General features: G+C 63.2%; 28 protein-coding genes and 1 pseudogene. 9 read left to right on the forward strand and 20 right to left on the reverse strand.

Annotated elements, in window-relative coordinates:
- Positions 1 to 82: 82 nt before the first annotated feature.
- The gene (locus tag C6W55_RS08380) at positions 83 to 700 is read right to left on the reverse strand and encodes a DedA family protein (protein WP_015253914.1); all 618 of its coding nucleotides are present in this window, start codon (positions 698 to 700) and stop codon (positions 83 to 85) included.
- 172 nt (positions 701 to 872) lie between these two features.
- On the opposite strand from C6W55_RS08380, the gene C6W55_RS08385 reads away from it, so the two are divergent.
- Positions 873 to 1,319 carry a cupredoxin domain-containing protein gene (locus C6W55_RS08385; RefSeq protein ID WP_015253913.1) on the forward strand — a complete coding sequence of 149 codons (447 nt, stop codon included), beginning with the start codon at positions 873 to 875 and terminating at the stop codon, positions 1,317 to 1,319.
- 108 nt (positions 1,320 to 1,427) lie between these two features.
- The gene (locus tag C6W55_RS08390) at positions 1,428 to 1,745 is read left to right on the forward strand and encodes a hypothetical protein (RefSeq protein ID WP_015253912.1); all 318 of its coding nucleotides are present in this window, start codon (positions 1,428 to 1,430) and stop codon (positions 1,743 to 1,745) included.
- 70 nt (positions 1,746 to 1,815) lie between these two features.
- On the opposite strand, the gene C6W55_RS08395 is transcribed toward C6W55_RS08390, so the two are convergent.
- The 7 genes from C6W55_RS08395 to yyaC form a co-directional block, all read right to left on the reverse strand.
- Entirely contained in the window at positions 1,816 to 2,154 is a 339-nt protein-coding gene (locus C6W55_RS08395; protein ID WP_015253911.1) for a hypothetical protein, read from the reverse strand.
- A 127-nt stretch (positions 2,155 to 2,281) separates the two neighbouring features.
- The gene (locus C6W55_RS08400) at positions 2,282 to 3,364 is read right to left on the reverse strand and encodes an HD-GYP domain-containing protein (protein WP_286892316.1); all 1,083 of its coding nucleotides are present in this window, start codon (positions 3,362 to 3,364) and stop codon (positions 2,282 to 2,284) included.
- Positions 3,365 to 3,399: 35 nt separating this feature from the next.
- Positions 3,400 to 4,086, reverse strand: coding sequence for a GGDEF domain-containing protein (locus C6W55_RS08405; RefSeq protein WP_286892317.1), 687 nt, complete (start codon positions 4,084 to 4,086; stop codon positions 3,400 to 3,402).
- Positions 4,087 to 4,115: 29 nt separating this feature from the next.
- Positions 4,116 to 5,783, reverse strand: coding sequence for a histidine kinase N-terminal 7TM domain-containing diguanylate cyclase (locus C6W55_RS08410; protein WP_286892318.1), 1,668 nt, complete (start codon positions 5,781 to 5,783; stop codon positions 4,116 to 4,118).
- A 151-nt stretch (positions 5,784 to 5,934) separates the two neighbouring features.
- Positions 5,935 to 6,603, reverse strand: coding sequence for a DUF6483 family protein (locus C6W55_RS08415; protein WP_213484066.1), 669 nt, complete (start codon positions 6,601 to 6,603; stop codon positions 5,935 to 5,937).
- 33 nt (positions 6,604 to 6,636) lie between these two features.
- Positions 6,637 to 7,485 carry an alpha/beta fold hydrolase gene (locus C6W55_RS08420; protein ID WP_286892319.1) on the reverse strand — a complete coding sequence of 283 codons (849 nt, stop codon included), beginning with the start codon at positions 7,483 to 7,485 and terminating at the stop codon, positions 6,637 to 6,639.
- Positions 7,430 to 8,017, reverse strand: coding sequence for a spore protease YyaC (gene yyaC, locus C6W55_RS08425; protein ID WP_286892320.1), 588 nt, complete (start codon positions 8,015 to 8,017; stop codon positions 7,430 to 7,432). The genes C6W55_RS08420 and yyaC overlap by 56 nt, the downstream gene beginning before the upstream one ends.
- Before the next feature lie 195 nt (positions 8,018 to 8,212).
- Between yyaC and C6W55_RS08430 the strand changes: the two genes are divergently transcribed.
- Positions 8,213 to 8,455 carry a DUF1128 domain-containing protein gene (locus C6W55_RS08430; protein WP_286892321.1) on the forward strand — a complete coding sequence of 81 codons (243 nt, stop codon included), beginning with the start codon at positions 8,213 to 8,215 and terminating at the stop codon, positions 8,453 to 8,455.
- A 28-nt stretch (positions 8,456 to 8,483) separates the two neighbouring features.
- On the opposite strand, the gene C6W55_RS08435 is transcribed toward C6W55_RS08430, so the two are convergent.
- The 4 genes from C6W55_RS08435 to C6W55_RS08450 form a co-directional block, all read right to left on the reverse strand.
- Positions 8,484 to 8,948: a hypothetical protein gene (locus C6W55_RS08435; protein ID WP_286892322.1), complete on the reverse strand. Its 465-nt coding sequence runs from the start codon at positions 8,946 to 8,948 to the stop codon at positions 8,484 to 8,486.
- A gap of 228 nt (positions 8,949 to 9,176) precedes the next feature.
- A complete protein-coding gene (locus C6W55_RS08440) occupies positions 9,177 to 10,796 on the reverse strand; it encodes a UDP-glucose--hexose-1-phosphate uridylyltransferase (protein ID WP_286892323.1) in 1,620 nt (539 codons plus the stop codon).
- Between the two features lie 27 nt (positions 10,797 to 10,823).
- Positions 10,824 to 11,816: a UDP-glucose 4-epimerase GalE gene (galE, locus tag C6W55_RS08445; protein ID WP_286892324.1), complete on the reverse strand. Its 993-nt coding sequence runs from the start codon at positions 11,814 to 11,816 to the stop codon at positions 10,824 to 10,826.
- 184 nt (positions 11,817 to 12,000) lie between these two features.
- On the reverse strand, positions 12,001 to 13,173 hold the full coding sequence (locus C6W55_RS08450; RefSeq protein WP_286892337.1) for a galactokinase: 1,173 nt from the start codon (positions 13,171 to 13,173) through the stop codon (positions 12,001 to 12,003).
- A 190-nt stretch (positions 13,174 to 13,363) separates the two neighbouring features.
- On the opposite strand from C6W55_RS08450, the gene C6W55_RS08455 reads away from it, so the two are divergent.
- The 3 genes from C6W55_RS08455 to C6W55_RS08465 all read left to right on the forward strand — a co-directional run bounded on the left by C6W55_RS08455 (position 13,364) and on the right by C6W55_RS08465 (position 16,722).
- Positions 13,364 to 14,347: an AraC family transcriptional regulator gene (locus tag C6W55_RS08455; RefSeq protein ID WP_286892325.1), complete on the forward strand. Its 984-nt coding sequence runs from the start codon at positions 13,364 to 13,366 to the stop codon at positions 14,345 to 14,347.
- A gap of 143 nt (positions 14,348 to 14,490) precedes the next feature.
- Entirely contained in the window at positions 14,491 to 15,270 is a 780-nt protein-coding gene (locus tag C6W55_RS08460; protein WP_286892326.1) for a sigma-70 family RNA polymerase sigma factor, read from the forward strand.
- Positions 15,271 to 15,372: 102 nt separating this feature from the next.
- Positions 15,373 to 16,722, forward strand: coding sequence for a CorA family divalent cation transporter (locus C6W55_RS08465; protein WP_286892327.1), 1,350 nt, complete (start codon positions 15,373 to 15,375; stop codon positions 16,720 to 16,722).
- A gap of 285 nt (positions 16,723 to 17,007) precedes the next feature.
- Here the strand turns inward: C6W55_RS08465 and bioB are convergent, their stop codons facing one another.
- From bioB to C6W55_RS08490, 5 genes and pseudogenes are all read right to left on the reverse strand, one after another.
- On the reverse strand, positions 17,008 to 18,054 hold the full coding sequence (bioB, locus tag C6W55_RS08470; protein ID WP_286892328.1) for a biotin synthase BioB: 1,047 nt from the start codon (positions 18,052 to 18,054) through the stop codon (positions 17,008 to 17,010).
- Between the two features lie 111 nt (positions 18,055 to 18,165).
- A complete protein-coding gene (locus C6W55_RS08475; protein ID WP_286892339.1) occupies positions 18,166 to 18,303 on the reverse strand; it encodes a hypothetical protein in 138 nt (45 codons plus the stop codon).
- A gap of 22 nt (positions 18,304 to 18,325) precedes the next feature.
- A pseudogene (locus tag C6W55_RS08480) lies at positions 18,326 to 18,730 on the reverse strand (MFS transporter); the annotation flags it as partial.
- Positions 18,731 to 18,873: 143 nt separating this feature from the next.
- On the reverse strand, positions 18,874 to 19,173 hold the full coding sequence (locus C6W55_RS18275; RefSeq protein WP_483316356.1) for a hypothetical protein: 300 nt from the start codon (positions 19,171 to 19,173) through the stop codon (positions 18,874 to 18,876).
- Between the two features lie 210 nt (positions 19,174 to 19,383).
- On the reverse strand, positions 19,384 to 20,733 hold the full coding sequence (locus C6W55_RS08490) for a GH1 family beta-glucosidase (protein WP_286892329.1): 1,350 nt from the start codon (positions 20,731 to 20,733) through the stop codon (positions 19,384 to 19,386).
- Positions 20,734 to 20,998: 265 nt separating this feature from the next.
- Here C6W55_RS08490 and C6W55_RS08495 point away from each other — a divergent pair, with 265 nt between their 5' ends.
- Positions 20,999 to 21,778: a lipase family protein gene (locus C6W55_RS08495; protein WP_286892330.1), complete on the forward strand. Its 780-nt coding sequence runs from the start codon at positions 20,999 to 21,001 to the stop codon at positions 21,776 to 21,778.
- Between the two features lie 18 nt (positions 21,779 to 21,796).
- On the opposite strand, the gene C6W55_RS08500 is transcribed toward C6W55_RS08495, so the two are convergent.
- Positions 21,797 to 21,946: a hypothetical protein gene (locus tag C6W55_RS08500; protein ID WP_015253892.1), complete on the reverse strand. Its 150-nt coding sequence runs from the start codon at positions 21,944 to 21,946 to the stop codon at positions 21,797 to 21,799.
- Between the two features lie 191 nt (positions 21,947 to 22,137).
- On the opposite strand from C6W55_RS08500, the gene C6W55_RS08505 reads away from it, so the two are divergent.
- A complete protein-coding gene (locus C6W55_RS08505) occupies positions 22,138 to 22,482 on the forward strand; it encodes a helix-turn-helix domain-containing protein (RefSeq protein WP_286892331.1) in 345 nt (114 codons plus the stop codon).
- Positions 22,479 to 23,333, forward strand: a complete 855-nt coding sequence (locus C6W55_RS08510) for an SDR family NAD(P)-dependent oxidoreductase (RefSeq protein WP_286892332.1) — start codon at positions 22,479 to 22,481, stop codon at positions 23,331 to 23,333. Before C6W55_RS08505 ends, C6W55_RS08510 begins: the two co-directional genes overlap by 4 nt.
- 105 nt (positions 23,334 to 23,438) lie before the next feature.
- Here C6W55_RS08510 and trhA read toward each other — a convergent pair whose 3' ends face one another.
- Both trhA and C6W55_RS08520 read right to left on the reverse strand, forming a co-directional pair.
- Positions 23,439 to 24,107, reverse strand: coding sequence for a PAQR family membrane homeostasis protein TrhA (trhA, locus tag C6W55_RS08515; RefSeq protein WP_286892338.1), 669 nt, complete (start codon positions 24,105 to 24,107; stop codon positions 23,439 to 23,441).
- A partial coding sequence (locus tag C6W55_RS08520) for an IS4 family transposase (RefSeq protein WP_286892333.1) occupies positions 24,079 to 24,745 on the reverse strand: 667 nt, incomplete at its 5' end. The genes C6W55_RS08520 and trhA, both read right to left, overlap by 29 nt.

Raw genomic sequence — 24,745 nt, forward strand, 5'->3', positions numbered from 1 at the left:
CGCCATCCTTCCCTCAATCTTCCATCCATGTTACCAGAGCCGCCCGCCCGTCTCAACCGCCCGCCCGGCCCGGTCCGAAAGGCTACTTGCGCTCTTTCAGCACGCGGTTGCGCACGAACCAGACGATGAAGGCAATACCGCCCAAAGCAATCAGCGCGTAGACGATATACGAGTAGACATCCATATAGTGCACGATCGATTCCCACGATGCGCCGACGGCGGCGCCGATGCTGACGAGCGCCGTATTCCAGATGAGCGAGCCGGCCGTCGTAAGCACGAGAAAAGTCGTGAAGTTCATGCCGGAACTGCCGGCCGGAATCGAGATCAGGCTGCGGACAAGCGGCACAAGCCGTCCGAAGAAAACCGCCCACGAGCCGTACCGGTCGAACCAGGCGTCCGCCTTCCGGATATCCTCGGGTTTCAGCCGGAGAATCTTGCCGTAGCGGACGACGATCGCCTCCAGCCGCTCCGCGGACAGCACCCGCCCGACGCCGTACAGCAGGATGGCGCCCGCCATCGAGCCGAGGGTCGCAGCCAGCACGACGCCGAAGATCGTCATGCTTGACGTCGTCGTCATGAAACCTCCGAAGGTCAGAATGATTTCCGAAGGGATGGGCGGAAAGAGATTCTCAATCGCGATAAGCAGCAGAATGCCAAAGTATCCGTATGATTCCATGAATTCGGTAATCCAGTGTTCCATCCGCCAGCACCTCCGAAAATCGCAATCTGTTCCGTATTCTATCACACCCGCACACCAGACTTCCAGAACGATGGGGTTGCGCGGGGCCCGGGCATTTTCCGCAGCTCAGGCATGCGCGGACAAGACCGCGCATAGATTGTCCATGAACATTCTATGCGAGAGGTGGCGGGCCATGTCCAAAGTCTATTTCATTCATAAACGGAAGTTCTATCTGGCGCTCGCGCTGACGGCGGCGGTCATCCTGGCATTGGCTTACCTGCGATGGGAACAGGCGATTCTGGCGAGCGGCAAGCCCGAAGAGGTCAGCGTCTACCATCTGGTGACGGGCGAGTTCAGCAGCACCGGGCCGAACGGGCAGAAAATCGAAGTTTACCGCTGGGACCCCGGCCATATTGTCGTGAGCCGCGGGCAGCCGGTCGAGCTGCAGATCACCGGCGTCAACGGCGGGAGCCATCCGTTCGTCATCGAAGGGCTGGGCGTCCGCGGCATCGTCCGCAAGGGAGAAACGACGGTCGTCCGCTTCACTCCCGAACACGCGGGCACTTACCCGATCGTTTGCCTGACGCACCGGGATCTCGAACAGAACGGCCCGATGGTCGGCTACATTCGCGTGCAATGATGTTGCGTCCCGGCGGCGCGGCCATGTGCCCGCCGCCTTTCGCCATGCATACAATGCTTCAGGCTGAACCAGCGGCGCAAGCCGCAGCATGGCGAGGTGATCGGACTGATGAGACTGCAGCAGCCGGGAGGCAAGCACGAAGCCGCCTATCCTTCCGCACGCAAAATCCGACGCGCCTGCAGCGTTGAACTGTACCGCACCATCAAACGGCTGAACCGGTACATTCCGGCGGAGAAAGTCGAGGAAGCGGAGAAGCTCTATTTTCGCAAGGTGGCGGAAAATCTGCTCTGGATTCACGAGCATCGGGACAACCGGAAGAAGCTGGCCGATTGGTGGGAAGCGAACGTCTGCCCGGACATTGCGGCGCTTTGGGACGTGGAACCGAAGCGGCTCAGCGCGGCGTTCCGCTCGGCATTCGGCGGTTGAGGCAGTTAAGGCGGGAAAGCCGCGCCGGTCCGGGCCGGCACGGCTGCATGCGGGGGCTTGCCGCTCGGCATCAGCCGATGACGGCGAATGTCTCGACGCCCGCGGGTATCGTCCGCGTGCGGAACAGGAACCCGTTCGAATCGAACACGCGCAGCGTATAGCTTACCCGCGTGAGCGTGGCGACGCCGCTGAACCGGACGACGCCGAAGCGGTCGAAGGCGGCGGTCTGCACAAGCACGCCGTTTCGGTACAGACGGGCAATAAACCCCGTCGTATCGAAGGGCACGCCGTTCGACTGCACCCATACGACGGTCAACCGATCCAGAATCGGACTGTTCGGGCTCTGAAGGTTCGCCGCGGAATTCAGTCTCCATCTCCGCGCGGATTTCGGCTTTGACGGTTTGCGCATCGCGATCCCTCCCCTCGCCTCCAACGTATGCAGAAGCTGCGGGGGAAGACACGGACAATGCGGATAAGCCTTCGTTCTGGCCCCGGGACAAAAAAAAGAAAACCGGCTTGCGCCGTCTTTCACGTGATCACAGCTCTTTCACAATCATGAGCTGCATGTCGTATTTCAGGTCGATTTCGTAGGGTGTGGACACCGGACGGCCGTCGGCTTCGCGCAGGATGCGCACAACCGGACGGTGAACGGCGAGCGGGTTGTTGGCCGTCACAACGGCGATTTGGCCCGTGTTGAGCATGACCGTCGTCGCGACCGGATACACCGACACATGCCGGCAGAACAGCTTGATCAGTTCCAGGTCAAACAGCGTATTGCCGGCTGCGAACAAATACTCGATCGCCTCGGACGGCGAGTAGCGGTTGCGATAGGAGCGCGGCGACGTGAGCGCGTCATACACGTCCGCAATCGCGATAATCTGCGCGTATTCGTGTATTTCATTGCCTTTTAGGCCTCGGGGATAGCCGGAGCCGTCATACCTTTCATGATGCTGCAGCGCGCAGTGCGCGGAGAGCAGCGAGATGTCATGCTGCGTTCGCAGCATGTCGAACCCTTCCGTCGTATGCTTCTCGACAATGGCCCGTTCTTCGGGCGTGAGCGGTGTGGTCTTGTGCAGCAGCTCCTTCGGCACCTTGGTCATGCCGATGTCAAAGAGCAGCGCGCCGACGCCCAGCTCCTCGATCTGATTCCGGTTGTATCCTTTGGCCATGCCCATGATGCCGGCGAGCACGGCCACATTGACCGAGTGCTGGAACAGGTAAGCGTCCGCCACATGGATTTGGGCCAGACTGTACATGATGTCCTTGCGCTGCAGCAGATCATGAATGATCTCCCCGAACAGCGCCCGGAACGTCCGCCCGAGATCCGGCGTCGATGCGCGTCCCCTGTAGGCCGGCGTGTCCATCAGGCTGCCGACCGTCTTGTAGATAGTGTCAAACGCGCGTTGGTACGTTTCGTCGCGAATCACTGCTTCGGGCACGATGTCGCTGGTCCATTCGTCTTCCACATAGACGACATCGATTCCCAGGCCGCGCAGCCGTTCGATAAACCGTTCGTTCAATTCGACGCCTGCGCCAAGCAAAACGCTGCCGTTCTCCCGCATGATTGGCCTTGCGAGCCTCTCCCCCGGCCGAACCATACTGATGTGAATTCTTCTCATGAATTTACCCTTCCTTCGGCAGCTCTGACTTGCGTTCATGCCTGCAGCATGGTCTGGCGGTCATAACCGCGTTTCCGGCTCTCCTTGTCGTCGTACATGCGCCGGTCCGCATGATGCAGCAATGCCTGCAGCGTGTCGCCGTCTCCCGGGAACACCGCCGTTCCCACGGACGCCGAGACCCGGGTGCCGATCCGCTTCGACAGCTTGTCCAGCGCATGGCCGATCTCTTCGGCGATCGGCTGCCCGGTTTCCCTGTCGAACGGACGGATGAACAGAAACTCGTCGCCGCCCCAGCGCGCGACGATCTCTCCCTTGCCCGCGCAGCCGCGGAGGGCGCCGGCGATCAACTGCAGCGCCTGATCTCCGGCCTGATGGCCGTATGAATCATTGATCAGCTTGAAGTCGTTGATATCAATCAGGGATACCGAAAGCGGCTTCCCGCGTTTCGCCGCCTGGCGAAGCAGCTTCGGCATCACTTCCGTGACGTATTTCCGGTTCCAGGTCCGGGTAAGGTCGTCCTGCATCGCGATCGTCCGCATCCGGTCATATGCCTTGCCGGCCAGCCATGCCAGGGGAAGCAGCACCAGCAGGAAAAACACGGCCGCCAGCATCACCACCGCCGGATTGATGGCATGGCCGTCGAGCAACGCGTACAGGCCAAGCAGCGAAGCGCTGCTGACAACCGAGTATCCAATTGCCGCGATCTGCCCTTTGCTGCTCATGCCGCACCTCCCGGTTCAGCATACGATCGTCAATCGGCGGCGACGATCCGGTTCCGGCCGCCGTTCTTGGCACGATACAAGGCGGCGTCCACTCTGGAGAACAGTTCCCGGAGATATTCCTTCGGATCGTCGATCCTGTCCGGATTGCTTTCTTCCACGGCAAGCACGCCCATGCTGATCGTGACCTGGACGGTCCGGCCGCTTGCGCCGGTGCTGATCTCGCTCGCCGACACGGCTTGTCTGACCCGTTCGGCCAGCATCAGCGCCTGCGTGCGGTTCGTGTGCGGCAGATAGACGGTGAACTCTTCGCCGCCATACCGCGCCACGATGTCGGTCCGGCGCAGGCAGCGGCGCACGGTGTCGGCCGTGTGCTTGATGACCTCGTCGCCGATCAGATGTCCGTGGATGTCGTTAATCGATTTGAACAAATCGATATCGAACAGGAAAATGGCGAACGGAATGTTGTACCGGATGTTCGTCATGATCTCGTGCTCGAGCTGCTGCATCAAATACCGCCGGTTGTAGCAGCCGGTCAGGCTGTCCGTGATCGCCATCCGCTCCAGCTGCTGGTTCATGGCGTACAGCTCGGCCTGCATTTCGACCAGTTCACGGTTCCGCTGTTGAAGCGCTTCATTCTGACGGTATGAAGATTCAACGAGCGAGCGAAGCTCGCTCACATCCTGGAACGTCAGCACCCGGCCGATCAACACGCCGTGCGCTTCGATCGGTTCGCCGTGTATGATGACATGGCGGAATGTATCGTTGTCCTTGAACGTCACTTCGATCTGCGCGGGCCGCGGCGGATTGCCGCGATACGCCTGCAGAAACGAATCGACCCCGCCTTCGACATCCAGCGGCTCCAGCAGCGTCTCGATCCGCAGCCTGTCCCCCGTCCGGATGTCGAACAGCCGGCGGAACACGCGGTTCGTCTCCAGCACCACATCGTGCTCGTCGAGTACCGCGACGCCGGTCGACATGCTGTCCACGACGTTCACCTGCGCGATGCGCACGACATCGAACACGCCGTATCTCCGGATGGCGATGACGAAATAAATGACTGAAAACATGATGCCGAAAGACGTCAGCCCGGAGATGGTCGGAACCTGATTGTCGATGATGACGTTGACGAACGTGTCGCCCATCGCAAAGACGACCAGGATGACCATGCCCGTGATGGCCATCTGAACCTGGCGCCGGTGCCGCGGCGCGGCGCTGTCGCGGGACGTCCGCATGAACAAGGCGGATGACATCACAACGTATATGAATTGTATGGCGACCATCACCCAGAATATCGGTCCGTATTCACGTTCGGCATAATCCGTTCCCACCGGCTTCATGAACAGGCCGGACGGATTCAGCAGGATCAGGATGACGACCGCAATCGTCGGAATCGCCAATGCCGTCATCGACCGCCGGTTCAAAATATACGAGTTTCCCGAAAGAAATATGGCGAATATGGTCCAGGCAACCCCGACGACGGAAATGCCCGCAAACCCGATCTTCAGGTAGAATGACTGGTAGAACGGGTCATCCGTGGTCCCTACTGCGAACTGACTCAGCGGCCACAGCAGCAGGCATGCGTGAAACGTCAGGTAAACCTTGTGCAACCGGGTGATCGTACTGCTCATGAACACATAGGCGAATAATGCCGACGTGACAAGGAACAGGCCGAAATCCAACCACAACGCATATTCCAAAGTGGTCACCACATTACTAAATATAGGTAGTCATTCCACCTTATCTTAGCATAAACCGGTTTTCGCCGACAATCGGCATTGGCGGCTCCGCATGCACGCCGTCAACAATACAATACACGATGTCAGCGGGAAATTCGACATTTTTTTAGCCTTATCCTTCCTTGTCCGTCCCGCTTTCCTCCGCATCCAACGCCGCCAGCCCGGCTTCCGCTTCTTCGCGCGGCAGACCGCCTCCGGCGAGCCGTTCGTCCGGAAGCTTCAGCAGCCTCTTGTAAAACGCGACGGCCGTTTTCCGATCCGCCCCTTCCGACTCCAGCCATTCGTACAGCCAGTTCTCCGCTTCGGCGTACCGGCCGCGGCGCTCGCACCAATGGGCGAGGCCGAGTGTCAACGACGGCGGCAGCTCCCAGGCGGCAAGCTCCGCAAGCAGCGCCTCCGCTTCTTCGTCGGGGTCCAGCGCCGCGTCGTCGGGTTTCTCCGCCGATACCCGGAGATTCAATCCCAGCGCCTTGAGGCGACGCCGGTACGCCAGTTCTTCGTCTCCCCCGGCATCCGCGACCGCCGCGGCCTCCCTGAGCAGCCGCGCGACGGCGATGATCGCGCCGGCGTCCGGGACACCGGCCGTCGTGTGAAGCTGCGCCAGGTCATCCGCCGACAGCCGGTCGACGAGATCCAGCCGGAGCCGCAGATGACGCTCAAGCCAGTCGTCGATGAACCGGAGCGCCTGCTCTTGCTCTTGTCTGCGGCGCAAGCCGAGAATGGTGCCGGCCGCTTCGGCCGCCTGCGCGATCATGCGCATGATGTAATCCCGCTGGAACATGCTGTCTCCCTTCCGCGGCGCATCCCGCCGGCGTCATGCTTGTCCGGTCAAGACCCATTCCGTGAAATCGGCGATCGCTTCCGCCAGCTTCGCGGGCGCTTCCATCATCGACATATGCCCGCAGCCGGCCAGCAGCACGCGGCGGACGTTCGGGCCGTCCGCGTCGATGAAGGTGCGCTCCGGGGCGACGACCGCGTCGCCTTCTCCCGCGACGAGCAGCACCGGCACGGAAGCGCTTCGCACCACGACGGAACGGTCCGGCCGCGCTTTCATGCCGAGCGCCGTCGCCGCCGCGCCCGCCGGCGAGACGCCGAGCCCGATGGCGGCCGTGCGCGCGACTTTGTCCGGCATGCGCTCGCGGTTCTCCGCCGCGAACAGTTTCGGCGCAAGCTCGTTCACGAAAGGCGCCGCGCCTTCCGCAAGCAGCCGCTGCGCCGTTTTGTCCCGGCCGGCTTTCGCTTCCTCGGTGTCAGGCAGCGGGGTCGAATGGACAAGGCCGAATCCCCGCAGCCGGTCCGGGTGCTTCCCGGCGAAGGCGAGGGTGATGTAGCCGCCGAGCGAATGGCCGAGGACGATCGCCTCGCGTTCGCCGAGCGCATCCAGCAGCCGCAGGAGATCATCCGCGAACTCTTCCATTGCATATACCGTGCCGGCGGGCGCTTCGGACAGGCCGTGGCCTCTCAGGTCCGGCACAATGTACAGACCGCTGCCCTCAAGATGCGGCAGCGTCTCCTCCCAGTAGGCGGAGCTGCCGCAAAAGCCGTGCAGCAGCACGACGGCCGGGTCGGCCTCCCGCCGCTTCCGGCCGTATGTCAAATATGCCAGTTCAGCGCCGGATGCCGCGCGGATCCGGCTTGCCGCAATCGAGATCGGTTCGCTCATGTACGTCCCTCCGTAACCGGCCGGATCCGGCCGGCGTCAGTCTCCATGCTTCCGCCGCCGCGGCAGCCGCGCTCTCCGCCATGTCCATGACCAGCGAGAGCGGCGCGGTCATCAGCGCGTAATAGGGCTTCGCCGACCGGGCGGCGACCACCGCCGCGGCGCTGTAATGACCGGCCTCGGGAAGCCGCTTGCCGACCGCTTCGGCCGGCAGCAGCGGGCCGCGGGCGACCGAGTACTTTCCGACATTGGCCGGCGAGCCGAGGCACGCGTCGAAGGCGATCACCGTCTTGCCGGCCGGCAGGCCGGCCAGCACGTCCGGCAGCCGGTCCGCGTCGCAAGGCTCGCGCAGCGTGCCATAAACATGCGGCCAGCCGGCCTGCAGAAGCCGGCTGCCAAGCAGCGGACCGAACGCGTCGCCCGTCGACCGGTCCGTGCCGATGCAGAGCATGACGATCTCGTCCGGATCCGGCAGCACGGCGGCGATTCCGGCCAGAAACCCGGCAAGTCCCGCCGCGTCGACAAGTCTGCGCATCGGGGTTCCGCCCTCCTTCGCTTGTTGGAAGCGCACGCCCGTTCCGGCACGCTTGCCGCCCGTATCCCTTCCATTCTAGCGGAAGCCGGCCGCCGGCCGCAAATGGATTGGCGCCGCGGCTCCCGGGCATGTTACAATGCGGTCATGCGGCGGATGTCGCCGGCCATTCCAAATTATTAAGGAAGGAAGTTGACCATGACGGATTTGCGCGAACCGACGGAGGGCAACATCGCCTTCATGATCGAAGCGATCAAGTCGAGGCTTCGCATGGCGGCCGGAGCGGCTTTGCAGGCTTCCCGTTTTCCCCTGGAGCATTATGATGAGATCAAGGAACTGTACGAACTTGTTCAGGCCAAACCGCATTTCAGCGTCAGCGAAGTCGAGGCACTGGTGTCCGAGCTCGGGCGTCTGAGCGCTTCGAAACCGTCAGACGAATAACGGACCCGGAAAATGGAGGGGCGGCCGGTCAGACTTCGCTCGCCGCGGCTGCCTGTGCGTCCGGCGCCTCTTGATCCTCCGCTTCCAGCACCAGCTTGACGTTGATCCGCTTGTTCTCCCCTTTCAGGAAGAAGGCGATCCGCTCCAGTTTGTCGGCCAGTTCCGGACCGGGCAGCGTCACGTTCAGCTGATAGGCAAAGTGGTCCTGCTTCGCGCCGGTGAGCGAGCGACTGAGGTCGCCGTATCCGTACGGCCGCGTTTCGGAGCGCTCGTGGATGAGCTGCTCCGGATAGAACTTGTCCGATTTGTTGACCACGCGGTCGTAAATGCGCAGCTTCTTCAGCATCATGTAATATTGGGCCGAATGTTTCAGTCCCCAGGCTTCCCGAATGTCCTTGAGCGTGTAATCGAGCTTGTACCGTTTCAACTGTTCGACCTGTTCATCCGCATCAAGACGCATGAATTCTTCCAAAGGCATAATGGAAACCGCCATTTTCTTCATCCCTCCCGCGCCTGAACGGCGATACTGAACCGGCCAGCCGCATATTATTTTTTTATAATTCCTTCCATATTTTAATAAATAATTGCGGGATAATCAACGTTCATGTCAGGTTCCCATTATATTGAATTTACTGGCATGACGGCCCACTCGGGCGCGGACAAAATCAAAAGATCGCCATTGTAACGGATGATTCGGACAATGGCGATCTTTTTGCGATTTTCATGGACTTACCGGGCGCCAGCCCGCCGATTCCACGAAGGCGGCAAAAGCGGCCCGTCCGGCGTCGTCATGCTTGAACACGCCGGCGTCGCACAGCACTTCGGTGAATTTGCGCCCGACTTCTTCCCGCAGCAGGCGCTCCGCTTCCGACAGCGGCAGCGAGGTGCCGTGCGCGCGCACCAGTTCGGCGAGCCAGCCGGCATGCGGATGCAGCGGATGCGCCGCGTCGGCGCACGCCTCCGGATCGTAAGGCTGATCCCCGGCCAGGATGGCCGCGATCTGCCGGAGCTCGCGCTTCAGCCGCCCGGGCAGCACGGCGAGCCCCATCACTTCGATCAGACCGATGTTCTCCCGCTTGATGTGATGCAGATGGCGGTGCGGGTGAAAAATGCCGTCCGGATGCTCCTCGCTCGTCCGGTTGTTGCGCAGCACCAGGTCGAGCTCGTACCGGCCGTCCGCCTTCCGCCGCGCGATCGGTGTAATCGTGTTGTGCGGCTGCCGCGTGCCGTCCGCCAGCGTCGTATGCGCGAGAATGCCGACGGACGGGTCGGAGTGGTTCCGCCAGGCGTCAAGCAAGTCCGCCGCGGCTTCCCCCAGTTCATCCCGCCGCCCGCCCGAGAGCCTGAGAACGGACAGCGGCCAGCGAACGATGGCGCAGCTTAAGCCCGGATACATCGGATGCCGGTACATCTTCTCCGTCTCCGCTTTCTCCATCGCGAATGGATGGCGTCCGGCCTGGAAATGGTCGTGGTTCAAAATGGACCCGCCGACGATCGGCAGATCGGCGTTCGAGCCGACGAAATAATGCGGGAACCGATCCAGAAAATCGAACAGCCGCGTGAATGTCTCCTCCGTGATCGCCATCGGCACATGCTCGGCGCGGAGGATGATGCTGTGCTCGTTGTAATAAACGTAAGGCGAATATTGGAAAAACCAGTCTTCGCCGTTCAACTTGAGCGGCAGCACGCGCAGGTTCTGGCGCGCGGGATGATCCGGCCGGCCCGCGTAGCCGACGTTCTCCGGGCAGAGCAGACATTTCGGATAGCTGGACGGCGGCAGCGAGCGGATGCGCGCGATCTCGCGCGGGTCTTTCTCCGGCTTCGACAGGTTGATCGTGATCTCGATGCCGCCGTACTCGCTCGCATGCACCCAGTATTCGTTCTGCCGGACGCGGTCCATCCGGATGTAATTGGACGCGATGTTCAGCTTGTAGAACGCGTCGGTCGCCGCTTCGATGCCTTCGCGCTCCGCCAGCCGGGCGAAGGCGTCCGCCGTCTCCGAAGGCCGCGGCATGATGAGGCCCATGATCCGGGCGTCGAGCAGATCCCGGGATGTCGTCGTGTCGTCCGGCACCAGCCCGACCGCGATGCCGTAGTCGATCAGCGGCGCGAGAACCGGCGCGGCTTCCGCGGGCACCGGCTCGCTTCCCGCCGCCGTCTCCCCGGCGGCGCCGGGCTCCGTAAAGCCGAACAGGTCAAGCAGCGCGTTGAGCGCCCAGTCCCGGTCCGCCGGCCGGATCAGCCCGTGATGCAGCGCATAGCGGACGAGCCGCCCGATCGCCGCCTGCGCCTGCCGCGCCTGTTCCGGCGTCACCGGCGCGCCGGATGTCGGTTCGGTCATGATGCAGTCCTCCTTGTCATCTCCGGCTCACCGGTCTCCGTACCCGTCGGGGTGCGCCGTGTGCCATGCCCAGGCGGTGCGGATGATCGTGCCGATGTCGGAGCGGCGCGGATTCCAGCCGAGCTCCCGCTTCGCGCGCTCCGAGGACGCGACGAGCACCGCCGGGTCGCCCGCCCGGCGCGGCTGCACGACGACGGGAATGTCCCTGCCTGTAACGCGGCGCGCCTGCTCGATGATCTCGCGGACCGAATAGCCGCGGCCGCTGCCCAGGTTGTAGACGGCGCTGCCTTCGCCGCGGCGCAGCCGGTCCACGGCAAGCAGATGGGCGTCGGCCAGGTCCGAGACGTGGATGTAGTCGCGGATGCACGTGCCGTCCGCCGTGGGATAGTCGTCGCCGAAGATGGCGACATGCGGTCGCTTGCCGAGCGCCGCCTGGAGCACGATCGGCACGAGGTGCGTCTCCGGGGCGTGATCCTCCCCGATCCGTCCGCTCTCATGCGCGCCGGCCGCGTTGAAATAGCGGAGCGAGACGTTCTGGATGCCGTGCGCGGCATCGAACCAGCGGATCATCCGCTCCATCGCCAGCTTCGTCTCGCCGTAGGCGTTCTCCGGCTCCGTCTTGTCCGTCTCCTCGATCGGCACGCGCTCCGGTTCGCCGTACACCGCCGCCGTCGACGAGAAGACGATCCGCTTCACGCCGTTCGCCCGCATCCGCTCAAGCAGGCAGAGGGTGCCGTAGACGTTGTTGTGATAATACTTGCCCGGGTCCGTCATGCTCTCCTGGACGAGCGAATTCGCGGCGAAATGGATGACCGCGTCGATCTCGTGCGATCCGAAAATGCGGTCCAGCAGCGCCTCGTCCCGAATGTCGCCTTCATAGAAATGCGTGCAGCCGTCCGCCGCCTGCCGATGTCCGGTCTGCAAATTGTCGAGGACGACGACTTCTTCCCCGCGCTCGAGGAGCGCCGCCGCCGTGTGCGAGCCGATGTAGCCCGCTCCTCCCGTCACCAGTATTGCCATCGTTTCTGCTCCTTTCCGTCCGGTCCGTCCCGCGGATCCTGCCCCTGTTCGACGCAACCGCCTCATTAAAGCGCATTCGCCTCGTTCGAAGCATTCCCATCCGGCGCATCTGCCACCGCGAAACGCAGACGCCTCATTCGACGGACAAGCCCGTGCGGTTCGGCCGGTTCCTTTTCTCCCGTTGCTATTCGATCCGTTCGACACCGTTGCCGATCGAGCAGACGTAGAAGTCCGCCTGAAGCCCGGTCGCTTCCGCATAGCGGCTGCCGACCACTCGCTTGAACGTCTCGACCGCGTCCTCGTGCACGAGCGACACGGTGCAGCCGCCGAAGCCGGCCCCCGTCATGCGCGAGCCGAGCACACCCTCCACGCCGCGCGCCGCGTCGACCATCGCGTCGAGCTCCGGACCCGTCACTTCATACAGGTCGCGCAGCGAGTCGTGGGACGCGTTCATCAGCCGGCCGAACGCCGCCAGCTCTCCCCGCCGCAGCACGTCGACGGATTGCCGCACCCGGTCGATTTCCTCGATGACATGCTGCGCCCTGCGGCGCACTGTTTCATTGCCGATCAGATGCGCATGCGCGCGGAACTCGTCCGGGGTGAGCCGGCCGAGCAGTTCGAGATCCGGGAACGCTGCCTTAAGATCCCGCACCGCCTGCTCACATTCGCCGCGCCGCTCGTTGTACTTCGAGTCGGCCAGCTCCCGGCGCTTGTTCGTGTTGCCGATGACCAGCTTGTACGCGCCGCTGTCGAACGGCACCAGCTCGTATTCCAGCGTGTCGCACATGAGCAGGATCGCGTGGTTCCGCCGGCCGTTCGCCACCGCGAACTGGTCCATGATGCCGCATTTGACGCCGACGAACTCGTTCTCCGCCCGCTGCGCCAGCTTCGCGATTTCCACCGTGTCGGTCTTGTGCCCGTTCAGTTCGAGCAGGCCGAACGCCGTCACGACCTCGATCGACGCCGAAGACGAGAGGCCGGAACCGTTCGGAATTTCGCCGCAATACAGAATGTCGAAGCCGCCGCCGAGATCGAATCCCGCCTTCTGCAGCTCGCGCACGACGCCCTTCGGGTAGTTCATCCAGTCATCGGCCGGATCGTAAGCAATGCCGTCCAGGCTGATCCGGCCGGCCGCGGGAAAGTTCGTCGACGCAAGCCCCATCGTGCGGTCCGTCCGGGCCCGCACCAGCATCGTCGTGCCGAACGTCAGCGCCGCCGGAAAAACATACCCGCCGTTGTAGTCCGTATGTTCCCCGATCAGGTTGACGCGCCCCGGCGCGTGATAGACCCGGAGACCTTCCTCCGTGCCGCCGTAGCGCTCGATGAATTGCTTTTTCAAACGCGCAAGATCCGCCACTGTCATCACGTTCCTTCATTTCAAGGTTTCGTTCCGCTAGCCCCAGTATAGCGGAGCGAAGCGGGGCAAGCGAATGGCGGAAAGTGAATTCGATATGGATTTTTGTGACTTCATCCGGGTATGCGGATGGCCGTTTTCGCTTTTCTGTGGTATGGTTGAAGCAACAGGCCAATCGTGAGGAGATGGAACCATGGAACGCCATCCGTTGGAACACGGACCGTTGGCGGGCGACCGGCCGGCAGATCTTTTGCCCGCGGATACGCGGCCGGAGCGCACTGCATCGGAACCGGCGAAGGCGGCGCCCGCCCCGACCTATACCGTCGTGTCCAACCCCGTCTCGATCGAGCACGGCGACCTGAACGTGCTGTTCTCCGGCGAAAGCCAGACCCGGCCCGGACACCGGATCGGCCCGAAGGTTTACGACTTCTGGCTGCTCCACCACGTGCTGTCCGGGACCGGGGTCTACCGCGTCGAAGGGACCGAATACCGGCTGCGCGCCGGGCACGCATTCCTGATCGCGCCGGGGCGGCTCATCGAGTACGCCGCGGACGAACGCGACCCGTGGCGGTACCGCTGGGTCGCGTTCGCCGGCTCACAGAGCGAAGCGCTCGCCGCCTCCGCCGGCTTCACGGCGGCGCGTCCCGTGACCGACGCGGGACGCAGCCTCCGGCCTGCCGCGCTCATCGGCCGGATCCAGCGCGCCTTCCGCGAAGGCGGCAAGCTCGCGCATCTGGAGGCGGCGGGCTGCCTCAGCCTGCTCATGGTCGAGTACGGCAAAGCGCTGGCCCGCGAAGACGCGCCCGTTCCCGGTCCGGGAGCCGGGGGCAACGAGCTCGTCCAGCGGATCGTGCATTATCTGTCCACGCAGTACGCGGAGCCGGTCTCGATCGAGCTGATGGCCGCAACGCTCGGCTTCAGCCGCGCCTACCTGTCCCGTGTCTTCAAGCGGCATACCGGGATGACGCCGGTGGAATTCCTGCTCCGGCTGCGCATCGATCACGCCCGGCGCCTGCTGCGGGAGCGGCGCGAACTGACGGTGGAGCAGATCGCCGCCTCCGTCGGCTTTCAGGACCCGCTCTACTTCTCGAAGCAGTTCCGCCGCATCTGCGGCATGCCGCCGACGGCGTACCGCGAATCGATGCTCCGGCTGGGAGCGCCCCGGCGCGGAGAATGACGAAATTTATCGAATGCCGTTGATTCCAAGGGAAGCCGGGCGTCCGGAACCGGTTCGATCGGCGTATGGTTTTAATTGGATGAATTTTTTTAAAATTGGTGAAGGAAAGGTGGAGGATCGGAAAAGACGAGGTGGCAGACCAGATGAAGCGTACGTCCAAACCGACGGCGGCCGATACGGATGCGCTGCTCTCCGTCTATCGGTCGAGTCCGTCCCGCGAAAACGCGGCGCGGGTGATCGAAAAGTGCGAGCCGATGATCCGGCTGGCCGCGGCGCGCGTATCGCGCAACCGGCCTGACCTGTACGAAGATTTGCACCAGGTCGGGAGACTCGCGCTCTTTCGCCTGCTCGGCCGTTACGATTCGGCCGTCGGTACACAGTTCGAAACGTATGCGATGAAAAGCTTGGTCGGCCATATGAAGAACTATTTGCGCGACAAATCATGGTATGTTCAGGTGCCCCGCCGCATCAAGGAAAAAGGCATCCACGTCCGGCAGACGATTGACGAGCTGACCGCGCAGCTCGAGCGGCCGCCGAGCGTCGAAGAGATTGCGGAACGGCTCGGCCTGACGCGGGACGAGACGCTGGAGGTGCTGGCCGGCCGCGACATGTACCACTACGTCTCGCTCGATACGCCGATTTACGACGACGAAAATCTGTCCACGCTGGGCGACCGGATCGGCCACCCCGGCGACGAGTTCACGGCGGTGGAAAGCCGGCTGGATCTGGAACTGGCGATGAAAAGGCTCAAGCCGGAAGAAGCCGAGGTGCTGCGGCTCGTGTTCGACTTCGGGCTGCCGCAGCGGGCGGTCGCCGAACGGCTCGGCGTCTCGCAGATGAGCGTATCGCGCATGCAGCGGCGGGCGATCGGCAAGCTGAAGCGCTGGCTGTCGGACAACCGCCGCAGCGAGGAATGCCATTGATCCCCTGCACCGCCGTGAAGGAGTCCCTTGTCCTGCAAGCCCGCCAGCGGGTATGATGGGAGTGATCAGACAAGCGCGCAATCGCCCGAATGGAGGGACGATATGAATCACCGCATGCTGCGCATGCCGGCAGGCTGGGAATGGCATCTGCTGACCGACGGCCGCGCGTCTTCGGACCTGGCGGCGAGGCCGCGGGCGAGATCGGCGCAGACCGGTACGGAGCCGTCGCAGACCGCGCCGCCGCAATCCGGTCCGGAGCAGCCGCGGACAGATTCGGCGCAGACCGGAACGGAACGGCCGGGGCAAGCCCCGACGCCATCCGCAGCGGGACCGGCCGACGGCCGCGCATCGGGTTTCGGGATGCAACATGCGGGTGCGCCCGGGACGGATGCGCGGGGCGCGGTCCAGACCGCCGGACTGACGCGCGCGGCCGCGCTGGCCGCCGTCAAGCGGCAGCTTCCGGAATGCGCCAACTGGCTCGATCAATCGCTCGAACGGCAGGATACGCTCGCCGTGTCGACGGAGACGCCGGATGCCGGCGATGCGGCGTTCGGCACGCTGCCGCTGCGGATGTCCCCGGACGAGCACGATGTCTGCCCGCTTCATTACTGGCTGACGGAGAAGCGGCTCGTCACGCTGCAATTCGACCTGCGGTTCATGCTCCGCCTGCAGCGCCCGCCGTGGGACGACCGGCTCGAGCGGGCGGCCAACGCCCCCGAAGCGTTCGCCGTCATCCTCACGGCGGCGCTTGATGCGATGCGCAGCGGGTTCGAAGCGTTCGAGCGGCGGCTGGCCGGGCTGGAAGCGGACGCGGAACGCAGCGGCCGGCCGATCCCCGTCGAGGTGCTCGCCGAACTGCAGCGCGGGCTGCTGCAGTGGAACCGGCATCTTCTCGCCGTGGTCGAAGCGGAATCGGCAGCCGCGGAATCGTTCGGCAAGCGGTTCACGGACAGTGAACCTTACCGCCGGCTGCAGCGCCGGCTCAGCCGGATCCGCGCACTCATCGACCGCCACGCCGAAGCGATCGAGGCGCTGACCGCGCTGAGCGGCGCGGCGTCGATGCAGAAGAGCGGCTCCCTGCTCAAGGCGCTGGCCGCCGTCATTGTGCTGCCGGCGCCGGCCGCGGCGGCGGGCGCGCTCTGGGGCATGAACGCCGGCGGCGTGCCGCTCGCCGACAAGCCGTGGGGATTCGCGGCCGTATGCGGCGGCGCCGCGCTGCTCTCCCTCATCCTCTACGGATGGCTGCGCCGGATGACGCGCACCGGCCCGGACCGGACGGAGAGCGGCGGGCGCGGGCGGGATCCGCGCGCCGCGGCCCGAAGCGCGGCCGCGCGCGGCGGTTCGCTTGCGGAGCACGGTCACGACGGTGCCGGCGGTGTCGGGCAGCAGGCCGGACAGAGCGCCGGCCAGACCGGGCTGCCCTCCCGCGCGTCGCGCCGGAAGCGCCGGTAGCGAAATTTCCGTGGCACCGGCCCCTGCCGGCGGCTGGCAATTACGGCATCCCGTGCCGTTATTGCCGCCTCGCGACCCGACGGTGGGCCGTTTAACGGCACATGGTGCCGTTAATTGGCGGCGCGCAGCCCATCGGCCCGCCCGATTGCGGGCAATTACGGCATCCCGTGCCGTTATTGCCGCCTCGCGACCCGGCGGTGGGCCGTTTAACGGCACATGGTGCCGTTATGCCGCTCAGCAGCGTCTTCAACATTCACCGCACAACGAATCCCCCCGCCGCGGACGTCACGTCCCGGCGGGGCTTTTCGTCTCCCGCGGGCCGGCGGGCTCCGGCGCATGTCGCACGATCTCGAAGCCGAGATCCTCGATCATCTGATGATCCCGCGCCACTTCCTGGCCGGGCGTCGTCAGGTAGTCCCCGACGAACAGCGAATTGGCGGCATACAGCGCGAGCGGCTGCAGGGACCGCAGGGTGATCTCGCGGCCGCCGGCGACGCGGATCTCCTTGTCCGGGCAGACGAAGCGGAACAAGGCCAGCACTTTCAGCGCTTTCCGCGCGGACACCCGTCCGGCGCCTTCGAGCGGCGTGCCCGGAATGGCGTTCAGGAAATTGACCGGGATGGAATCGGCATCCAGCGCGCGAAGGGCGAGCGCCATCTCGACAATTTCCTCGTCCGACTCGCCCATGCCGATGATGACGCCGGAACACGGCGAGATGCCCGCCGCCTTCACCCGTTCGACGGTTTCGACGCGCTGGTCGAAGGTGTGCGTCGTCGCAATCTGACCGTACCGCTCCCGGCTCGTGTTCAGATTGTGGTTGTAACGATGCACGCCCGCTTCGGCCAGCAGCTCGGCCTGGCCTTCGCGCAGCAGCCCGAGGCAAGCGCAAATTTTGAGCGGCATCGTCCTGCGAATTTCCCGCACCGCTTCCGCCACTTCCCGCAGTTCCCGGTCGGTCGGACCGCGGCCGGATGCGACGATGCAGAACGTGCTCGCCTTGCGCTCGAGCGCTTCCCGCGCTCCGGCGAGCAGCGATTCCTTGTCGAGCAGGCTGTATCTCGGAATGTCCGCCCGCGAGACGATCGACTGCGAGCAGTACCCGCAGTCCTCCGGGCAGAGACCGCTCTTGGCGTTCATGATCATGTTCAGAATGACCTTGTTCCCGAAATACCTGCTCCTCACGCGCCATGCGGCATGAAGCAGCGGCAGCAGCTCTTCGTCCGGCGCACGCAGCACGTCGAGCCCTTCTTCGACGGTCAGCGGACGGCCGGACAGCGCGGCGTCCGCAAAGGCATTCCAGTCTGTGCGCGGTTTGCAGTCGGTATGCGGCATGTGCACTCCTCCGTTGTTAACCTGTTTATTGACATCAGGTTAACAATACCAGCACATTTGTCTCCTGTAAAGCGCCTGATGTCGTTCCGGGAGGTCCGAAAGATCCATGACTTATTTCGCCCTGCCCTTCAACACCTCAAGCACGCGATCGCACTGTCCCTTGAGCAGCGATTCGGCCAACGCCTTCCCCATGTTTCCCAATCCGAGCACCGCAACGGCGGTTTTGGCGGTCGCCTTTGCTTCGTACATCGTCATTCCTCCCGTTTTTCGACACGCCAAGGATGTTCGCGAGCGTCAGGCCGGTGAACATCAGGGCGATGGCGCCCGCCCGCTTCTGCTTCGGCACGAGCTCCGCGGCGACGACGGACCCGACGCCGAAGAATCAGCCGTGGGGCAGCGATGCGACGATGCGGGCGAACATCAGCACGCCATAGGTCGGAGCGAGCGCCGCGAGGTCATTGCCCGCAATGAAAATCGCCATCAGGAGCAGCATGAGCGCCTTGCGCGGCATCTTGTGCGTGGCGATAGTGATGAACGGCGCTCCGAAGGCGACGCCGAGCGCATAGCCCGTAATGAGAAGCCCCGCCGCGGGAATCGACACCTTCAGGTCTGCCGCGACTTCCGGCAGCAGGCCCATGATGATGAATTCGGTCATTCCGATGGCGAAGGCGCCCAATGTAAGGGCAGCGTGGCGTTGCGTTGCGAAGAGATTGCAGTTGCGCGGGTCAAGCTGTTGGAGTCCAAAGGAATGGCGAACCTCCCCCAAAGATTGTTTTTGGTGCGAGGTTCATTTTAAGACCGGGTTATTTATAAATCAAATTATGTCTCGTTGCGCACGGACAAGTGCTCGTAAACGATCCGGACATCCCCTGCATTCGCCGGTCCCCGCATGCAGGCGGGAACAACGCTCAGGCCGGCGCCCGAACCGACCAGCCGGAGAATCATGTGCAGATTCGAAGCGGTCTTGAGATCCGCGCTCACCTTCTCCAGCGCCTCCACGAGGGGAGCCGCCTCGGAATAGAGCAGCTTTCCCCGCTCGGTGGGAATCATTTTTCTGGCCATCCGGACGGACAACTTCTCGCCGACCTCGGCTTCCAGGGAGGCAAGATGCTGACTCATCGCCGGCTGCGTCATGAAGCGGGACCTGGCGGACTCGGATACCGAGTTGTGGCGGTAATGGAGACGAAGCTTCGATACCATTCAAAATCGATCACGTGAACACCTCCGCTTTACAACCATTTTAACCGCAAAATACGGCCGGGAACGAGACGCTCGCCAAGTGCAGACGGCCGTTCGGGAACCCGCGTCCCGGACGACCGTCGTCCGTGCTCATACTTCGATGTAATTGTTCTTCGCCAGCTTGCGGTACCATCGGAAGCTGTCCTTCTTGATCCGCTGCTGCGTCTCGTAGTCGACGTAGAGGATGCCGAAACGCATCGAATAGCCGTACGCCCATTCGAAGTTGTCCATCAGCGACCAGGTGTAGTAGCCCTTCACGTTCACGCCCGATTCGATCGCGCGGCTCACCTGCAGGACGTGCTTCTTCAGATACTCGATCCGGCGCTGGTCGCGCACCCGGCCGTCCGCGCCGGGCTCGTCGTTGTAGCAGGCGCCGTTCTCCGTAATGTAGATCGGGATGTTGCCGAACTCCCGCTTGATGTAGGTCAGCACGTTGTACAGACCCTGCGGGTAAATGTTCCAGCCGATGTCGGTCTTCTCCCAGCCCATCGGCACTTCCTGGAATCCGAAGATGTCGCCTTCTTCCGGATTGTAGCGCCCGATCCCGCCCGTGTAGTAGTTGATGCCGAGGAAATCGATTTTCGAGCCGATCAGCTCCATGTCGCCCGGCTCGATCTTCGGCTTGCCGCCCAGCTTCTCGAACCATTGGACGAGCTTCTCCGGATACTGCCCCGTCATGACCGGACGGAGGAACCATTCGTTCAGCCAGCCGCGCCGGCGCCATGCCGCCTCCACGTCTTCTTCCCGGTCGGAGAACGGCTCCATCCATTCGGTGTTCGGCGCGATGCCGATCTCGCCCCGGATGCCGAGCTCGCGGAACAGGCGGACCGTCTTGCCGTGCGCCACCAGCACGTTGTGCGCGACGTCGATCGCCGTCTGCAGATCGCGCAGACCGGGGGCATGCGCGCCGATATAGTTGGAGAGGAACGAGATGCACCACGGCTCATTGAACGTCGCCCACAGCTTCACCTTGCCGTCGAGCGCCTTGAACACCGTCTCGGCATATTTCAGAAAATGATCGATCGTCTCGCGGTTCGCCCAGCCGCCGCGGTCCTGCAGCGCCTGCGGGAGATCCCAGTGGTACAGCGTCAGCATCGGCTCGATGCCGTGTGCCAGCAGCTCGTCCACCAGATTGCGGTAAAACTCGATGCCCTTCGGGTTGATCTCGCCCGAACCGTCCGGAATGATCCGCGGCCAGGCGACCGAGAACCGGTAGGACGTGATGCCGAGATCCTTCATCAGCTTGATGTCGTCCCGGAAGCGGTGATACATGTCGCATGCGACATCGCCGTTGTCGCCTTCCCATACTTTGCCGGGGATGCGGCAGAACGTGTCCCAGATCGACAGGCCGCGCCCGTCTTCCCGGTACGCCCCTTCCACCTGGTATGCAGCGGTTGCGGCCCCCCAGACGAATCCTTTCGGAAACTGCACGATAGCCAAATCCACTCTCTCCTTCCGTCATTTTGCGCGCATGCTGAAAAGACGTACGCGGTCGCCGCGTCCATTTTCGCTTCATGTCTTCCATTGTAAAAGATAAACGGGCTTGTTCCACTCTCCTGTTTGGCCATGGTTGTATGCGATTTTGTCATCACCCGGAAACGATCTGGAATTGGATCAGGGAGCTCCCGGCTTGCCGACAGAAATGTTCGGCGACTTTCCGTCATAAGTTTACTTGAGACAAAAACGGGGGCGGGAGGCGGAGCGCATGTCAGAGGAAACGAGGGGATGGAGCGCAAGGCGCGCCCTGCTGCTGCTGGCCGTCTTGAGCCAGGCCTATGCGCAATACAAACGTCCGGCCGGCCCGATCGTCCTGCCGCATCCGTACCGGATGACGACCGCCATCGCGGGCAAGGCGTACGCGGACGATCAGACGGCGTTCGCCTTCCTGGTCGAATCGGAACGGGACGCCGTCCTCGCGTTCCGCGGCACGATCCGCACGGATGAATGGGTGTCGGACGCCATGGCCCGGCAGATCGCCTGTCCGTTCGATTCCCGCATGGGTTGGACCCATGCCGGATTTACGGACATATACGAATCCATGCGCGGCAAAATAGCGGAAGCGCTGGAGACGATCGCTCCCGCCAAACCGCTGTACATTGCCGGACACAGCCTGGGCGGCGCGCTGGCCGTGCTCGCCTCCGCCGAACTGGCGGCCGGCGGGCGGCAGCCCGTCGTCTATACCTTCGGCGCGCCGCGCGCGGGCAATCCCCGCTTCGCCTGCCGTTACGACAGGCTGGTGCCCGATTCCTATCGTGTCGCCAATCCGCATGACATCGTCACCCGGCTTCCGCCCCCGATCTGGTGGTCGCCGAGGACGAACGCCTTCTACTTCTACCGGCATGTCCACAGACGGATCGGCGTCGCGTTCCGTTCCGGCCGACGGTCGGGCAATCATTCGCTCCGCGGCTATTTCCGCTCGCTCGCCCTCCGGGACCCCGCCTATGCGGCATCCCTCTGGGCGTCGGTCGGAACGGATGAAGATTGATGGACCGATCGCATGCTTTCATTGACCGTCCGTCGGGCGGTCTTCGACCTCGGACAAGCCGCGGCGTTTGACAGCGCGCCTGGTGAGAATCTCATGGGTGACGACCGCCGTGAGAACGATGAAAGCCAGCACGATGAACCATGCCGACTCACCTGTGTAGAACGTCACTGTAACCCTCCTATCCAATCTGGAATTCAAGCGCATTGTTCATGAAACGTGAACTGCTTTTCCTGATTATAGGAGAATTGCACGAAAAAATCAAGGATTTTTTCACGTTTCATGAATGGTAAAAGGGGTTTGTTCATTCATCGTGTACTATGTTATCAACTCTACTAACACGATAGACGGGTGAAAGCGCCATGATCGGCGAAAGACTGCGGAAATTGCGCAAAGCGAAAGGCATGACCCAGGAACAGGTGGCCGCCTATCTGAACGCCGCCAAATCCACGGTCTCACAATATGAGAACAATGTGAACGAACCGGATCTGCAGACGTTGGTCAAGCTGGCCGACCTGTTCGGCGTGTCGGTCGACTACCTGTTCGGCCGCGGCGAACCTGCCGACAAGAAGGAGGAAACGGCCAACTGGCCGCATCTGCTGAAGGAGAAATTGACGGAAGAGGAAGCTGAATATTTGCAGGAGAGCCTGGCCATGTACCGGAAATGGAAGGCGCGCCGTTCGAAGGATCGGCGGGGAACGACGTGACCCGCGCCTCCGGACGGATCGACACCGCGCTCGTCACGGGCGCGGGCGGGGGCCTCGGGCTCGAGACCGCCGTCGCCCTTGCGGAAAGCGGTTTCCGCGTCGCCGCCGGCCTGCGCGACATCTCCCGCGCGGACGCGCTGCTTGCGAGGGCGCAGGAAGCCGGCGTCGCGGACCGGATTCTTCCGCTCCAGATGGACGTCACCGACGAAGGCCAGATCCGGTCCGCCGTGCAAGAGGCGGAGTCCGTCCTCGGCGGCATCGGTCTGCTTGTGAACAACGCCGGCTTCGCCGCGGGCGGCTATACGGAAGCGCTGCCTCCGGACATATGGCGCCGGCAGTTCGACGTGAACCTGTTCGGCGCCGTCGAGACGGTCCGCGCCGTCCTGCCCGGCATGCGCCGGCGCGGCTCGGGCCTGATCGTGCAGGTCGGGAGCATCAGCGGGCGCATCGGCCTGCCCGGCTTCGCCGCCTACAACGCGTCGAAATTCGCCCTCGCCGGCTGGAGCGAAGCGCTGCGCCACGAACTGCGCCCGCTCGGCATCGACGTCGTGCTGGTCGAGTTCGGCGCTTACCGGACGGGCATCTGGGCGAAAGGATTCGCCGGCCTGCCGGAAGATACGCCCGCCGACTACCGCCCGCAATTCCGGCGGATGCTGGACCTTGCCCGGCGATCCGCGGAACGGGCGCCGAACGCGCGGCTTGCCGCCGGGCTCATCGTCCGCCTCGCGCGCGGGCGGCCCCGCCGGTTCCGCTATCCGGCCGGGGCGGGCATCCGGCTCGCGCTCGCGGCGCATGCGCTGCTGCCGTGGCCGCTCTATGAGCGGCTGATTCAGGCGATGCTGCGCGGGTAAGCCATCCGCAATGCATACACAAAGGCGGGGCCGCCATCGGGTCCCGCCTTTGTTGTGCGCGAGTGATGCATTGTGGTGCAAATGTGCACCAGATCGGCCGTCCGGTCACGGCAGCAGGTAGAACAGGATGGCGCAGAAATGGAATGCCGATCCGGCGAGGACGAGCAGATGCCATACGGCGTGATGGTATTTCAGCCTTCTCCACAGGAAAAAGATCGTGCCGACCGTATAGGCGGCGCCTCCCAGGACGAGCAGGACGAGGCCCTCGGCCGCCATCCGCTCGGTCATCGGCCCCCAGGCGGCGACGATGATCCAGCCCGTCGCCAGATACAGCAGCGTCGACACGACCGGGTACCGCCCCGGGAAAATCGACTGGAACGCGATGCCGAGGACGGCCGCGGTCCAGACGATGCCGAGCAGCGTCCAGCCGAGCGCGCCCTGCACGGCGTGCAGCACGACCGGCGTGTAGGTGCCCGCGATGAACAGATAGATGCAGGCGTAATCCGCGATCTCCAGCCAATGTTTCGCCCGGCCTTCCGGCAGGCTGTGGACGAGCGTCGATGCGGTGTAGACCAGGAGCATGGCGGTGCCGAACACGGTGAAGCTGAAGACGTGCAGCGGCGTGCCCTTGACGGCCGCGAACAGGACAAGCAGCACCAGCGCCGCCAGGCTGAGCACGGCGCCGATACCGTGGGTGACGGCGTTCGCTAGCTCTTCTTTCCGGGTGAATGTGCAGGTTCCTGACTCAACTTTCGCAGCATGAAATAGGCAGATAAGCCTTGATGTAGTTGGGCAAAGCTGCAATCCATTGCTGGAGTTGACGTTGAATCAGAGCCGAAAGCTTTTTTCCTGCTTTCGTTGCGATTTCGTTGATCAGATCGAGCAGTTGCTGCAAGGCGATCGCCCAGTCCAACGTGCCAACTTCGTCGCACAACACATAAAACAAGCCGCCGAACGAGCGAGCATCCGTACTTTGCCGGTGCTGCCATGCCAGCAGAATATAGCGGGAAAACACAATGGTCGTATGGCTAATCAGCAAATCATAGGAGCGACCTTGAAACTCTTTCTGCAAACGAAGCAGCGACTTGGTGCACTTGAAGAAGACCTCGATGTCCCAGCGGATCCCGTAAATGCGGATCACGTCCTCCACGGAGAGGGAAAGATCCGTTGACAGTACCGCGAGCCATTCATTCTTCTTCGTACGATGACGGACGAATACCACGCGAACCGGTATGCCGGGGGCAAGCTCGGTTTGAATCGAACGGAGGATGCCCCGTTTCTTACGCTGCACCGGAGGCGCTGCCGCATATAGTTCTTTGAGCGACAGCTTCCGGCCTTGAACAAGGAAACGCTTATTGTCGTTCTTGACCATGCCGATCACGTCGAGCCCGCGAGAAACGATTTCGCCAATG

This window comes from Thermobacillus sp. (genome assembly GCF_003390775.1).
Lineage (GTDB): Bacteria > Bacillota > Bacilli > Paenibacillales > Paenibacillaceae > Thermobacillus > Thermobacillus xylanilyticus.